The following is a 14,242-nucleotide window of genomic DNA, read 5'->3' on the forward strand; positions in this document are numbered from 1 at the left end:
AATCGCAAAAAAAAGAGATATTTGAGTATGTCAGAAGAAAGAACCATGAGGCTGAGTCAGGTAGCTAGGAAGCTTAATGTTGGGCTTTCCACTATTGTTGATTTCCTTGCTGAAAAAGGATTTACCGTTGACAGCAGCCCCAACTCTAAATTGACGGGAGAGCAGTTTTCTATGCTCTCAAAAGAGTTTGCCGACTCTGCCCACGATAAGGAGGAAGCTTCTGGCCTTACCATTGGAACTAAGATCAGCGATGAAGTGGCAGTGGAGGCAGGTGTACAACCACCTAAGCCCCGTAAAGAGGAAGAGCAAAATGTGCTCATCAAAAACCTTGCTGTGGAGAAAAAAGAGGAAGTAGAAGAACCTCCGAAGCCAGCCGAAAAAGTTGAGCAGGGCAAGCCGAAACTCAAAGGGCTTTCAGTAGTTGGAAAGATAGATTTGGGGAAAAAGAAGGCTGATCCTGAGCCGAAGCCAGAACCTAAACCAGAGCCTGAGCCTGAGCCCAAACCGGAACCTGTTGCCAAAAAGGAAGAAAAACCCGACGTAACAGAAAGCGCCCCTGACAAGGAGGAAGAAATGCCTGCTAAGCCTGCAGAAAAGGAAGAACCCAAAAAAGAGGTGGCAAAGGTAGCAGAACCTAAAAAAGAAGTGCCGGAGGTGGCGCCAGAGCCGGAACCGGAGGAGAAACAGGAGGTAAGAAAAGCCAAAGCTGACAGACTACAAGGGTTAAAAGTTGTTGGAAAAATTGACTTGCCGGTAGAAAAAGATAAAACGAAACCGGTGGCCTCTTCAGACGATCAAAAAGAGCAGAAAAAGAAGAAGAGACCCAGGAAGAGAATACCAAGAGCCGGAGAACGTGATAACAGAGGTGGAAAACCTTCATTTAATAAAGCACGAGCTGATAAGGAAGAACCTTCTGACAAGGAAATACAAGATAAAATAAAAGCCACACTGGCTAAACTAAGCGGTGGAAAGAAAAAAGGCGGGGGTGCTAAATATAGGAGAGAGAAAAGGTCTGCTATAGCCGAAGCCAAAGAAGAACAACTACTTCAGGAACAGGAAGAATCCAAAGTACTTAAAGTAACGGAATTCATCTCTGCAAACGACCTTGCCTCATTAATGGATGTTTCTGTAAACGATGTTATCTCCAGTTGTATGGGTCTGGGAATGTTCGTTTCTATAAACCAACGCCTGGATGCAGAATCAATAACGGTGATCGCGGATGAATTTGGGTTCAGTGTAGAATTTACGGGAGCAGATGATGAGGTCGATATTATCGAGGAAGAGGATAAGGAAGAAAGCCTTACCGAACGGGCTCCTATTGTAACCATCATGGGTCACGTAGACCATGGAAAAACCTCCTTGCTTGATTACATTAGAAATTCAAAAGTAACAGCGGGCGAGGCCGGTGGTATTACACAACACATAGGCGCCTATGATGTAACAACAGAAAGCGGCCAAAAACTAGCTTTCCTTGATACACCAGGTCACGAAGCCTTTACGGCTATGCGAGCTCGTGGAGCCAAGGTGACAGATATTGTTATTATTGTGGTAGCGGCAGACGATGACGTAATGCCTCAAACAAAAGAAGCGATAAACCACGCTCAAGTAGCGGGTGTCCCAATTGTTATCGCTATCAACAAAATTGATAAACCTAACGCCAATCCTGACAAAGTAAGAGAATCTCTGTCCGGCATAAATATTCTTGTAGAAGAGTGGGGTGGAAAATATCAAAGTCAGGAAATATCCGCTAAGACCGGGCAGGGAGTAGATGACCTTTTAGAAAAAGTATTATTAGAAGCGGAATTACTTGAACTGAAGGCTAACCACGATAAAAAGGCAGTCGGTACAGTAATTGAAGCATCGCTGGACAAAGGCAGGGGATATGTGGCAACCCTTCTCGTTCAAAGTGGCACAATGAGAATTGGTGATGTGATCCTTGCCGGAGCATACCATGGACGGGTAAAAGCTATGTTTGACCACGTAGGTCAAAAAATCGAAAATGCGGGCCCTGCCACGCCGGTATTAATGCTTGGGCTGGACGGAGCGCCTCAGGCCGGTGATAAGTTCAATATTATGGATACCGATCGTGAAGCAAGGGAAATAGCTGCTAAACGTGAACAAATATTAAGGGAACAAAATATACGTACCAAAAAGCATATTACCCTGGACGAAATTGGCAGAAGATTAGCCATAGGTTCATTTAAGGAACTGAATGTAATCGTAAAAGGGGATGTGGATGGATCAATAGAAGCATTGTCTGATTCATTACTTAAACTAAGTACTGAAGAAATCCAGGTGAATATTATCCATAAGGGTGTAGGACAGATCTCTGAGTCAGATGTACTTTTGGCATCGGCTTCTGACGCTGTTATCGTAGGCTTCCAGGTAAGGCCTTCTACTTCAGCTAAAAGGACAGCTGAGAACGAGGAAATTGAAATCAGACTTTATTCCATCATCTATGATGCTATCAATGATGTAAAAGATGCTATGGAAGGTATGCTGGACCCTGAAGTGGAAGAAGTGATCGTAGGCAATGTGGAAGTGAGAGATGTGTTTAAAATATCTAAAGTCGGTACAGTAGCCGGATGTATGGTGATTGACGGATACATCAAAAGAAATAACCCAATACGTCTTATAAGGGATGGAATAGTGATCTATTCAGGAGAGATGGGACAACTGAAAAGGTTTAAGGAAGACGTGAATGAAGTTAAAAACGGCTACGAGTGTGGAATAAGCATCAAAAACTTTAATGACATAAAAGAGGGTGATGTAGTCGAGAGCTATGAAGAACGAGAGAGTAAACGAACTCTCTAAATCAATTTAAAAATGTGCTATATTTTTAAATTTCAATGAAAATTGCTTTAATTGAAGTACCAAATCACTTAAAACAACAGTATTTCTATGGGCTTATTGTTCATTGTCTTTTATTTTTTAATAAAAGAATATTAACTTTTGGCAGTAATTTTTAAATTGGCCTTTAATTGAATTTATTTTTAATTCTCAAGATTTACATCTAAAAAACTTTTAGACCATGGACGAAACCTCAATACAATCCTTTGAGAGCTGGAATACCTGGACTCAATACGCAGCTTTCTGCTTAGTGGGTCTCTCTATTCTCATTTTTTTGGGGCATTTGATTAAACTATCATCAACAGGTGATTCAAAAACAAAGTATGACTACATTAATCGGAATGAGATTAATATTCTCATGGCCTGTGGTGTGCTTTTAATTTTAGCCGGAGCATCTTATGCCAATTCATTTATCTCGGAGTTAACAACACTTTGGCTCTTTGTAAGAGTGTTTGTAACCATCTCTATGGGCTTGATCATAGGAGTAATCATTCAAAACCTCCTTAAATTTTATTATCCTTTCTACATTGAGAAAAGACTAAAAAAATTAAGATATAAGCCACGTATTTCTCCTAAATCAGGTAAGCCAATGAAGCTGCTGAGTGAGGAAGAAGAGGATGTTTATCTGGATGAAGGTATGCAGGCAGAAGAAGAAATATACTCTATTGACTACGATGTATGGGTAGACGAAGAAACAGGGTATACCAAAATTGAAAAATATGCGGGTCACCTTCACGCATTGCAATGTCCTGAGTGTAACTATCAGACCTTTAGAGTAACTAAAGAAGATATACTACGTGCACCTTCTACTTCTGAGGAAGGTGAATTGCTCAAATATTTTGAATGTGGGTATTGTGGTCATAAATCTAAAAAGAACTATAAGATCGCGATGCTCCAAGATGCTGCAGAGAAGTCATCTACGGCTACAACTGCCTAAGAAATCATATAACACTTTATGGTGCAAAAAGAAAGGGTCTTCAAGACCCTTTTTGTATTTATAAGAACTTCGTTATCCTTTGAAGGTTAAAAATCTCTGATACAGTATATGAAACGATGGCAGAAACGAACAAATTATCCAGGCAAATCCTCTATGCACAAAGATCTAATGGCAATTTGACCTGATCTGAATAGAACTTCATACGTGAATGTCGGGGTTCTAATCGATCGATTTTATCGACACAATCCAGTTTAGGATTATAAAAAACCTCTACATAATAATTCTCCAACAAATACAAATTTACCTTATGCCTGTAATATCGGATAGATGTAACAAAAGTACCCTCCGTATATAACGAACGAGCTTTGTCTGACAGTGATAACTTCTTAAAATCTTTCCAATGCATGTATATTTAAGTTAATCAAATTCGGAGGTATTTAAAAGCATACCTATAAATAAAGACTTGAGAATAAAGGGATATGACAGAGACCCGATCCAACGCGTTAAATTTTAGTATCAGGATACATCCGTCAGATGAGCCTTATTACCTTACAGTTACTGTAAAAACGTAAATCACTGGTTTTTATTTGCTCATTCAGGTCTAAATGCTTGAAAACTTCATTTCAATTCTTCGTATTTCTACTTTCCCCTCACTTTGATCCTCCTCTTCGGATACAGGCATCCAAAGGCTGTCATCATTGACGTAAGTCCGGACTGAAATTCTATCTTCTTCAATTCCACGCTCCATAAGATATTCCTTGACCGCCATTGACTCCTTTTCCGTGCGATCATTATGATAGACATATTTAATCTCAAGTTCTTTAATGGCCTGGTATTGAATGCTATCTGAATGAATTTCTGTTGTATCTTCATTTATTATGTGGGTGGAATCTTCTTCATTCATGTAGGTAGTCTTCATCGAATCTATTGTCATTGAAATCTGTCGCTCTACGTATATGGAGTCTATTCTGATCTCAGTCAGGTCAGGGTCTGATTTGATCGAATCCGCTTTGTAAAGGTCCAGATAAGCAGCTACTTCAATGGTCATGGCAGGATTTTTCCTCATCATAGCGGCTACCCTTCTTAATTCAAACGTAGAGTTATCTGTCAATACCGGTTCATAATCTTCAAAGCTGATTTCCGTTTTGAAGTAGGTATCTAATTCCACAGGCTTAAGTTCTATCTTAAGTTTTTCTTTATCCCTGGAGCCTAATTTTTCAAGGTCATATACTTTAGAATAAAACATATAGGTTGGATCAGCAGACGATACAGAAAGATCATAGGAAGCTCCTTCATTTAACACAATGGTAAATTCTCCTGTATTTCCCACAGGTCCATTCCACAACCGGTCACGGTCATCAATATTAAAGACCGTAAGGGTGGCATCAACGGGTGCTCCCGAAACAGCATCTGTTACCTCTCCCTGGATACGCATTACCCTAGTAGGTTGAAATTCTTTAGGGATCAATTTCAAAATCAACTGACTACTACGTCCGGTATTCTCGGCCATATAGAGATAACGACCTTTTGCGTCCACACTTACGAAATGATCATTCTTATCGGTATTGACAAATTCAAGTGGTACAGGGTCCGTCCATATTTCCCCTTCCTTTCTGGTGATGAAAAGATCCAAACCTCCCTTGCCTCCAAATTTATCAGATGCAAAGATCATGGTTCTTCCATCTGAAAGTAATCTGGGTGTCTGAGAATTACCTGTATTAATATTATCCGGAAGGTCTATAGGTTCAGACCATCTTGCATTTTTTTTCTTTGATACTACAATACGGCATCCGTTGGCACCTCTATATTCACTCATATCGGCACAGCGCATATAATAGAGGTATTCACCATCTGGTGAGAGCACCGGATCACCTTCATTCTCGCGGGAGTTGATAGGTGCTCCCAGGTTTTTAGGAGCTAACCAGGTAGCACCTGTATAGGTGCTAGACCAGATGTCAAAACCACCTAACCCTGATTTTCTTGATGAAAAATACATAACATCACCATCAAAGCTGAGGCTATAACCACCCCGGTAATTTAAGTTAGTCTTATTAACTACTTTATGGACTTCCACTCCGTCATTCCAGCTGCTGACTGTTTTTTTTGTGGCATACATCATGGCATGACTCCCATCATCTGTATAATCATGCAAATAAAGCATGGACCGACCATCACCACTGACAAAAGGGGCATAATAGTTAATCGAGGGTTTGTTGATATTTGATGGTAATAACTTAACCTTGGTTTGACCGGGTGAACAAAAATAAATGAAGCCAAGGAAGACAATTAAAAAAGGGCTTAAGCGATTCATCATACCTGTTTCAATAATACTTATTCATCACAATATAGCCATTAATGCAAGAACTTTTCCAAAACAAATTTCTAAATTGGAACAAGAAATCTCTCATATGAATTATTTATTAACTTTTCTACTACTTATCACACTCTGCTCAAACACTGTATCTCAACGTTTGGAAACTGTTGTCCAACGAGGGCATTATGCAGCGATCAAATCTGTAGCATTTACCAATGACGGCAACTACCTACTATCAGGAAGCCGTGATAAGACTATAAAATTATGGGAGTTAGCCACAGGTAGAGAGATCCGTTCATACCTGGGACATGAATCTACCATTAATGACCTTGTTGTAACACCCGATGGAAAGTATTTTGTAAGTAGCTCAGCAGATAAAACCGCTAAATTATGGGAGATAGCCACTGGGAAACTCATTAGGACATACGCTGCTCATAAAGATTATATGACCTCGGTAGCATTATCACCGGACGGGAAACTCCTGGTAACGGCTGGCTACGACCAGGAAGCCATATTATGGGAGTTGAAAACCGGGGAAGAGCTTAAACGTTTTAAGGTCAACCCTGACAGAGGCGTGGGTTATGGCATCAGTGCCGATTTCAGTCCCAATGGGAAACAGATCGCCTTTGGAGGGGATAATCGATCGGTTGTCATATATGATATAGCTTCGGCAGAAGAAATCGCAGAGCTAAAGCCTGAAATGGGAAGGTGTGGCGGATGTGGAACGTTTGTAAAATATTTCGGCAATGACATTTTATCTGCCGGTAACGGAGGTGACCTCAAACTTTGGGATATGAATGAAAAAAGCACCAAAAAGCTACTCTATACCAATCCCGATGAGTTTACAGCATTAGACCATGATGGAACGTCAAAAGTGTTTATAAGTACGGAGGACTCCATTAAACTTTTTAACCTGACCTCAGGTAAGATACTTTGGCAAAAACAGGTGTTGGCAGAAGAAGGTAATACTGATGCCACATTAAGCCCCGATGGAAAAAAAATTGCCTTAAGTAATGACGATAAAGTGGTCAGAATATATGACCTGGAAAATGGAAACCTTTTACAACGTATTGAAGGTTTTTTAAATCAAACAGACAAAGGTGGCCTGAATTATAAAGGTTCTTCTTACTGGGACCGATACATAAAAAAATATACCGACCTGAAAAATGACATTAAAGTAAGTCCTAATGGAAAGTACTTTGCCAAAGGTAAACTTGGCAATGTCATACGCCTATGGGATTTTAAGAATGGCAGTATTTTTCGTGAGCTTTCAGGCCATGAGAAGGCCGTGCTGTGTATGGAATTCTCCCGTGACGGAAAACAGCTCTTAACGGGTAGCGCCGATGAAACCGCCAGGCTGTGGGATGTGGCTTCCGGCCAGGAGTTGATGCGTTTTGAGGGGCATCGTGAAATGATCTTTACCGTTGCATTTAGCGAAGACCAATCCAAGGTAGCTACCGGCAGCTGGGACGGTTCTGCAAAGGTTTGGGACATTCAAAGTGGTGAAATGCTGAGCCATTTACCTTTTGAACAGGCTTCTCCATATCAACTGGAGTTTGTTAATAATGACATATACTTAATGGTTGCGGGCCTTGACAAAACGTTAAAGCTTTGGGAAATAGATAGTAAAAGGGAAGTAAGAGATTTCGTCGGACACACTAATATCATCCATTCTTTTGATATTCATCCGGACAATCGGACCATTGTCTCTACCGGTTGGGACGGGAAGGTAAAGGTATGGGATATCACCACTGGTTTACAGACAGCACGTTTCAGCGAGCATAGAGGAGAGGTCTACTGTGCTACCTACAGCCATCAGGGTGAATTACTCACTACCGCAGGCGCTGATAGAGTAATTCATGTACGTGATAGAAAGGGAATCATCAAGAACACGTTAAAAGGGCATACCTCACCAGTAACTAATCTACAATTCACTCCCGATGACAAGCACTTGATAAGCGTAGCTGAAAATGGTGAAATCAAGATCTGGAATATCTCTGCAGGAACCGAGTTGGTGAGTTACATGGTCATTGATCAAAGCAACTGGATGGCAGTGAACTCATTTGGCCATTTTAATGCTACAGATGGCGCTTTCAGTAATATTGTTTTTGTAAAGGGCATAAAAAGTTTTAGCGTAGATCAGTTCTTCGAAGAATTCTTTCAGCCTGACCTTATCAAAAATGCATTTTCCGATCGAGGTGGCTCCAAACTTAATATGTTGGAAAAAATTGAAAAATCACCCCCTCCTTCTATTGATATCTTATCTCCCCAAAATAACGACAGTTTTGATAATAGAAAAGCTCAACTGCTTTTCAGGGTTTTTGATGAGGGCGGCGGCGCCTCACTGGCAAAAGTCTTCCATAATGGTAAAAATGTATTAAGTCTGCCATTACAGGTTAAGTCCGGCAAATCACAAACTGTGGAGCACTCACTGGACTTAGTGGAAGGAATTAATACCATAGAAGTTTCTGCCATCAGTAAGGGGAATATAGAATCTCCCAGGAAGAGAATAGTGGCACGTTTTGGCGGAAGCCTAAAATCCACACTGTATCTTTTTTCAATAGGCATTGATAAATATGTAAACGAAGCATTAAATCTAAACTATGCCGCTTCAGATGCAGAAGGTTTTGTAGCGTTAATAAAAGCCCACACTGTAGGGTTATTTGACAAGGTAGAGGTAAGGTCATTGTATGATCATGAGGCCACTAAAGATAATATTCTTTGGAAGTTGGATGAACTGGCCACGGAGATCAAGCCACAGGATGTACTTTATTTCTTTTATGCCGGACACGGTAGCATGGTAGACAATAATTTTTATTTTGTCCCTACTGACAATACCAAACTGTACAACCCTGAAAAGCTTGCCAAAACAGGCATATACGCAGGAGAACTACAGGAAAAGCTTAAATCCATCTCCGCTTTAAAGCAGGTAGTGATCATTGACGCATGCCAGTCAGGAGGAGGTGTGGAAACGTTGGCACAGCGTGGGGCCACAGAAGAAAAGGCACTGGCACAGTTATCCAGGAGTACTGGTATACATGTATTAGCTGCCGCCGGAAGTGAGCAATTTGCCACGGAATTTAAGGAGTTGGGACACGGGTTGTTTACCTATGTATTGCTGGAAGCATTATCAGGAAAGGCCGACGGCGCCCCTAAGGATGGTAAGGTCACTATTTATGAATTGAAATCCTACCTGGACGATCAGGTACCGGAATTCTCCCAGAAGTATAAGGGAAAAATGCAGTTCCCACATACATTTAGTCGCGGACAGGACTTCCCTGTCGTTGTTGAATGATTTTTTATTATGAAAGATAACTTTACTTGTACGTAAATTAATATCTTAAAATAAACTTTATGCAATTATATCACCGGGTATTGGGCGAAGGCAAGCCGCTCATTATACTTCATGGTCTGTTCGGCTCTTCGGATAACTGGCTTAGTGTAGGCAAAGTACTGGCAGAGAAATACAAGGTTTTCCTGGTAGACCAAAGGAATCACGGGCAGTCTCCCCATAGTGATGAGTTCAACTATACGGTTATGGCCGATGACCTTCAAGGATTTATAGATCAGCAAGGCATTATGGAACCGGACATTCTCGGACACTCCATGGGTGGTAAGACTGCCATGAAATTTGCCATTAAGTACCCTGAACTTTGGCAAAAACTCATTGTGGTTGATATCGGGCCAAAGTATTACCCTGTGCATCACAGAACTATACTTGATGGTTTAGCATCTATTGACTTAACATCTGTTGCTTCCCGGGGTGAGGCTGATAAACAATTAGCCAACTATGTACCTCACCCTGGTGTAAGGCAGTTTTTATTAAAAAACCTGGCCAGGAATGAGAATGGGTTCCAATGGAAAATTAACTTACCCGTTATTGACCGGAATATTGAAATAATTGGAGAAGCCCTGACAGACACTTACGCCACAGATAAAGATGTGTTATTTATTCGTGGCGCCCTATCGGATTACATTAGCGATTCAGACAATACGCTGATCAAAACCATTTTTCCCTCCTCCAGCATTGCTACGGTAGATGGCGCAGGGCATTGGGTACATGCAGAAAAACCGCAGGAATTACTGCAGTTGGTATTGAATTTTCTGACGTAATTAAACTTGAGGCGGTTGTATAAATGGTAATAAAAGATAAAGGCCGGATCACCTTTTGTGATTCGGCCTTCAATCAAATCCAAACTACACCTAATGGTTTTTTTAATATTTTAATAACTTATTTATTTAACTTCCACAGACTTGCTGAATACCCTTTTCCCTACTTTGAAGGACATAGTATAATAGCCTGGCTCAAGTTCTGAAAGATCATACTTTCTTTGCAATACAATATCTCCCGGGATCATCTCCTGAAATACTGACTCACGGTTATTATTGTAGATATTGAGTTCAACATCTTTCTCATTCACATTGAAAAGAGAGATACCTACTCGATTATTCTGTTGAGCAACAATCTGTGGTTTGTAAAAATTTGACTGATGTGCATGATCAATCTCCAAATCAAAATCTGTGATCTTTAGTGGATAACTTTTTGTTCTCGTACCATCCTCAATTTCTAATATATAGTTACCTTGTGGTAATGCAGTGAGGTCAAAAAGTTTTTTGTATTCCTTACCGTCAGATAGATTCTCCTTGTAAAGCACTCCGCCATTCTCATCTCTCAAATAAATGAGTGTATTCTTCAAATCCACACCCAAATTATCAATAAAGAGAGCGAACTCTTTACTACCCTTACCTCGAGCCTTTAAAAAAGGATCTCTCTCGGTCGCTGATGATGTATACCCGGTAAACATTAACGCGACAACTAGAATTTTTAGAACTGTTTTTTTCATTTTCGCTTGGGAGTTAAAAAATTTCATGTTACAAAGCTATAGCAGATTCCAGGGTCTTACTACATCATTTTTTTCGAGTTCATGTGTTATTTTAACCCAATAATAGAATTAACAATAATTTAACGTTAATCTGGAACATAAAAGAGTTAAATTTGTACCATCTGTTGTTAACAAACGACGTTGTTTTACTAAAGTCATTATTTAATACGATGAAAATTAAAGGAGCTCCGGCATTAGAAAGAATAGACCCTGGATTTGGTAATTCTATAAAACTACGGCAATATGCAGATCCATGTAGAAATAAACTGCCCTACTGGCACATACACCCTGAAGTAGAATTAGTATACGTTAACGGGGGTTCTGGTAAGCGGCATATTGGAAATCAACTATCTTATTATAAAAACGGTGATTTACTGCTGATCGGGGCTAATCTCCCACATTATGGATTTACAGATCGACTCACAGGAAATAAATCTGAAACCATTGTTCAAATGAAAGAAGACTTTCTGGGTGAGAACTTTTTTGAGATCCCTGAGATGGCCGCAGTTAAAAAGCTGATGCAACGCTCGAAAATGGGTATTGCATTTAGTGGTAAAACCAAGAAAAAAGTCGGAGCGAAGGTAGAGAAGTTGATGAAATATGATCCTTATGACCGTCTGATCAAGATATTAAGTATTTTAAAGGAGCTGGCCACTTCTGAAGAATATACCGTTTTGAATGTCGATGGTTTTGCCATGGAAATAGAACCACGAGACAGCCAAAGGATAAATAAAGTCTATGATTTTGTACGTGCGAATTTCCAACGGCAGATCTCACTGGACGAAATTGCTGATACAGTAAGTATGACCGAACCTGCTTTTTGCAGATACTTTAAAAAAATATCAGGAAAAACATTTACCCAATTCGTCAATGAATACCGGTTAGTACATGCCTCTAAATTACTGTCGGAGCGACCGGATAATATTACCGATATATGTTTTGAATGCGGATTCAATAATTTTTCTCACTTCAATAAGCTCTTTAAAGCATTTACGGGAAAAAGCCCTTCCCAATATCGCAATGAATTGACCACAATCGTCAAATAGTTTGATGAAGAAAGGAACGTTATACCTTATCCCATCTGTAATAGCCGAAAACAAGACTGAAACCATACCTGACCAGGTCAAAGAGGTACTTAGCGGTCTCAGCTATTTCATGGCAGAAAATGTCAGGACAACGAGACGCTATATCAGCAGTTTAAAGCTTGGAGTGAATATTGAGACCTTACACTTTGATGAGCTCAGCAAAAAGACCAGGAATGAACAGATCGCTGAACTAATGGGCCCACTGGATCAAGGATATGATATGGGCATTTTGTCAGAATCCGGATGCCCTGGTGTAGCTGACCCTGGAGCTAAAGCGGTAAGTTATGCTCATAAAAACAGTATTGACGTTATTCCACTGGTTGGGCCTTCGTCTATCATACTTGCTCTAATGGCTTCGGGATTTAACGGACAAAAATTCCGTTTCAACGGATATCTGCCGGTAGATAAGCATGAACTACCCAAAGCATTGAAAGAGTTAGAGCGGAGTTCGACCAAAAATGATCAAACTGAAATATTTATTGAAACCCCATACAGAAATAATCAGCTGCTGGAAAGTATCAAAAAATACTGCAGCGCCACTACAAAGTTATGCATAGCAAAAGATTTAACCGGCGAAAACCATTTGGTACAAACCAGATCAATAAGTGATTGGAAAAAACAGTCTATCGACCTTCATAAAAAGCCTACTGTTTTCATGCTATATTGTCATTCTTAAATTGATGCAGTATTTTAAAACCCAGTATTTCGTATTAATTAAAAATAACCATAATTTTGCGCGCTCTATAACAAGATGAATCTTAAAACCTTATAAATTATGCCCTACTTGTTTACATCAGAATCAGTTTCTGAAGGACATCCTGATAAAGTAGCAGATCAAATTTCTGATGCTCTCATTGATAATTTTCTGGCTTTTGATAAAAACTCAAAAGTTGCCTGTGAAACACTGGTAACTACAGGGCTAACTGTGTTAAGCGGGGAGGTAAAATCAGAGGCATACCTTGATGTACAAAAAATAGCAAGAGAGGTCATTAACAGCATAGGTTACACTCGGGGTGAATACATGTTTGATGGTAATTCATGTGGTGTTATCTCAGCCATTCATGAGCAATCTCCTGATATTAACCAGGGTGTAGACCGTGGAAATCCTGAAGAGCAGGGAGCAGGAGATCAGGGCATGATGTTTGGTTATGCTACGAATGAAACGGATAACTATATGCCATTGGCTCTTGATCTTTCTCATAAAATACTAATAGAACTAGCCAGGCTGAGAAAAGAGAATAAAGACATCACCTACCTGAGACCGGATGCGAAATCACAAGTCACTATTGAGTATGCTGATAATGGTGAGCCTGTAAGAATTGATGCCATAGTAGTTTCAACTCAACACGATGACTTCGGTTCAGAAGCTGAAATGTTGGAAAAGATCAAGACTGACATCGTAAATATCCTTATACCAAGAGTAAAAGAACAACTGAAACCTGAGCTTCAAAAGCTTTTTAATGAGGACATCAAATACCATATTAATCCTACCGGCAAATTTGTCATTGGAGGCCCTCACGGTGATACCGGCTTAACCGGAAGAAAGATAATTGTAGACACCTATGGTGGAAAAGGAGCACACGGGGGTGGGGCTTTTTCAGGAAAAGATCCTTCAAAAGTAGATCGTTCTGCAGCCTATGCTACTCGCCACATCGCTAAAAACCTGGTAGCCGCCGGCGTAGCTGATGAAGTATTGATACAAGTATCTTACGCCATCGGAGTGGTAGAACCCATGGGAATATTTGTGAATACCTATGGAAGGTCTCACGTTAATATGACAGACGGCGAGATCGCCGACAAAGTCGCCGACGTATTTGATATGCGGCCGTACAGTATCGAGCAACGACTCAAACTAAGAAACCCTATTTATTCTGACACAGCCGCCTATGGCCATATGGGCAGAAAAAATGAACTCGTCAAGAAAAGCTTTGTGTCGGCTGATGGCAGCTCTAAAGAACTTGAAGTAGAACTTTTCCCCTGGGAAAAGCTAGACTATGTAGATAAAGTTAAGGAGGCGTTCGGATTATAAAATCAAAAAATTAATAAAACAAAAGAGGGTGTCTCAAAAGTCACCTTCTTTTTATGGTAAAGAAAGTAAAGGCCGATAGCGAGAAGCTGTCGGCCTTTTTGATGACTAAGGGTTAACTTAGTGTTGTGTGTACTACTTCAAATC

At 40.2% G+C, this 14,242-nt stretch carries 10 protein-coding genes; 7 read left to right on the forward strand and 3 right to left on the reverse strand.

The window, feature by feature from the left end; all coding sequences use genetic code 11:
• The first annotated feature begins 27 nt into the window (after positions 1-27).
• Together infB and FNH22_RS01400 are read left to right on the forward strand one after the other, a co-directional pair.
• A complete protein-coding gene (infB, locus tag FNH22_RS01395) occupies positions 28-2,814 on the forward strand; it encodes a translation initiation factor IF-2 (protein ID WP_143396498.1) in 2,787 nt (928 codons plus the stop codon).
• 217 nt (positions 2,815-3,031) lie between these two features.
• Positions 3,032-3,787 carry a hypothetical protein gene (locus tag FNH22_RS01400; protein WP_143396499.1) on the forward strand — a complete coding sequence of 252 codons (756 nt, stop codon included), beginning with the start codon at positions 3,032-3,034 and terminating at the stop codon, positions 3,785-3,787.
• A 151-nt stretch (positions 3,788-3,938) separates the two neighbouring features.
• Here FNH22_RS01400 and FNH22_RS01405 read toward each other — a convergent pair whose 3' ends face one another.
• Positions 3,939-4,193: a hypothetical protein gene (locus tag FNH22_RS01405; RefSeq protein ID WP_143396500.1), complete on the reverse strand. Its 255-nt coding sequence runs from the start codon at positions 4,191-4,193 to the stop codon at positions 3,939-3,941.
• A 195-nt stretch (positions 4,194-4,388) separates the two neighbouring features.
• Positions 4,389-6,101, reverse strand: coding sequence for a PD40 domain-containing protein (locus FNH22_RS01410; protein ID WP_143396501.1), 1,713 nt, complete (start codon positions 6,099-6,101; stop codon positions 4,389-4,391).
• A gap of 94 nt (positions 6,102-6,195) precedes the next feature.
• Between FNH22_RS01410 and FNH22_RS01415 the strand changes: the two genes are divergently transcribed.
• Both FNH22_RS01415 and FNH22_RS01420 read left to right on the forward strand, forming a co-directional pair.
• Complete coding sequence (locus tag FNH22_RS01415; RefSeq protein ID WP_185154035.1) at positions 6,196-9,396, forward strand: caspase family protein; 3,201 nt, start codon at positions 6,196-6,198, stop codon at positions 9,394-9,396.
• A gap of 59 nt (positions 9,397-9,455) precedes the next feature.
• Positions 9,456-10,214 (forward strand): alpha/beta fold hydrolase, encoded by a 759-nt coding sequence (locus FNH22_RS01420; RefSeq protein WP_143396503.1) that lies wholly within the window; start codon positions 9,456-9,458, stop codon positions 10,212-10,214.
• Between the two features lie 122 nt (positions 10,215-10,336).
• Here FNH22_RS01420 and FNH22_RS01425 read toward each other — a convergent pair whose 3' ends face one another.
• On the reverse strand, positions 10,337-10,945 hold the full coding sequence (locus FNH22_RS01425; protein ID WP_143396504.1) for a hypothetical protein: 609 nt from the start codon (positions 10,943-10,945) through the stop codon (positions 10,337-10,339).
• A gap of 209 nt (positions 10,946-11,154) precedes the next feature.
• Here FNH22_RS01425 and FNH22_RS01430 point away from each other — a divergent pair, with 209 nt between their 5' ends.
• The 3 genes from FNH22_RS01430 to metK all read left to right on the forward strand — a co-directional run bounded on the left by FNH22_RS01430 (position 11,155) and on the right by metK (position 14,098).
• Positions 11,155-12,030: an AraC family transcriptional regulator gene (locus FNH22_RS01430; protein WP_143396505.1), complete on the forward strand. Its 876-nt coding sequence runs from the start codon at positions 11,155-11,157 to the stop codon at positions 12,028-12,030.
• A gap of 4 nt (positions 12,031-12,034) precedes the next feature.
• Positions 12,035-12,745 (forward strand): SAM-dependent methyltransferase, encoded by a 711-nt coding sequence (locus FNH22_RS01435; protein ID WP_143396506.1) that lies wholly within the window; start codon positions 12,035-12,037, stop codon positions 12,743-12,745.
• 99 nt (positions 12,746-12,844) lie between these two features.
• A complete protein-coding gene (gene metK / locus FNH22_RS01440; RefSeq protein WP_143396507.1) occupies positions 12,845-14,098 on the forward strand; it encodes a methionine adenosyltransferase in 1,254 nt (417 codons plus the stop codon).
• Positions 14,099-14,242 lie beyond the last annotated feature (144 nt).

The sequence above is a fragment of the Fulvivirga sp. M361 genome (genome assembly GCF_007097395.1).
Taxonomy (GTDB): Bacteria; Bacteroidota; Bacteroidia; order Cytophagales; family Cyclobacteriaceae; genus Fulvivirga.

Coding starts and splice junctions, on each gene's coding strand:
- FNH22_RS01410 (WP_143396501.1), bottom strand. CDS start 6,101: ATGATGAATCGCTTAAGCCCTTTTTTAATTGTCTTCCTTGGCTTCATT.
- FNH22_RS01425 (WP_143396504.1), bottom strand. CDS start 10,945: ATGAAAAAAACAGTTCTAAAAATTCTAGTTGTCGCGTTAATGTTTACC.
- FNH22_RS01415 (WP_185154035.1), top strand. CDS start 6,196: ATGAATTATTTATTAACTTTTCTACTACTTATCACACTCTGCTCAAAC.
- FNH22_RS01405 (WP_143396500.1), bottom strand. CDS start 4,193: ATGCATTGGAAAGATTTTAAGAAGTTATCACTGTCAGACAAAGCTCGT.
- FNH22_RS01430 (WP_143396505.1), top strand. CDS start 11,155: ATGAAAATTAAAGGAGCTCCGGCATTAGAAAGAATAGACCCTGGATTT.
- FNH22_RS01435 (WP_143396506.1), top strand. CDS start 12,035: ATGAAGAAAGGAACGTTATACCTTATCCCATCTGTAATAGCCGAAAAC.
- FNH22_RS01420 (WP_143396503.1), top strand. CDS start 9,456: ATGCAATTATATCACCGGGTATTGGGCGAAGGCAAGCCGCTCATTATA.
- FNH22_RS01400 (WP_143396499.1), top strand. CDS start 3,032: ATGGACGAAACCTCAATACAATCCTTTGAGAGCTGGAATACCTGGACT.
- infB (WP_143396498.1), top strand. CDS start 28: ATGTCAGAAGAAAGAACCATGAGGCTGAGTCAGGTAGCTAGGAAGCTT.
- metK (WP_143396507.1), top strand. CDS start 12,845: ATGCCCTACTTGTTTACATCAGAATCAGTTTCTGAAGGACATCCTGAT.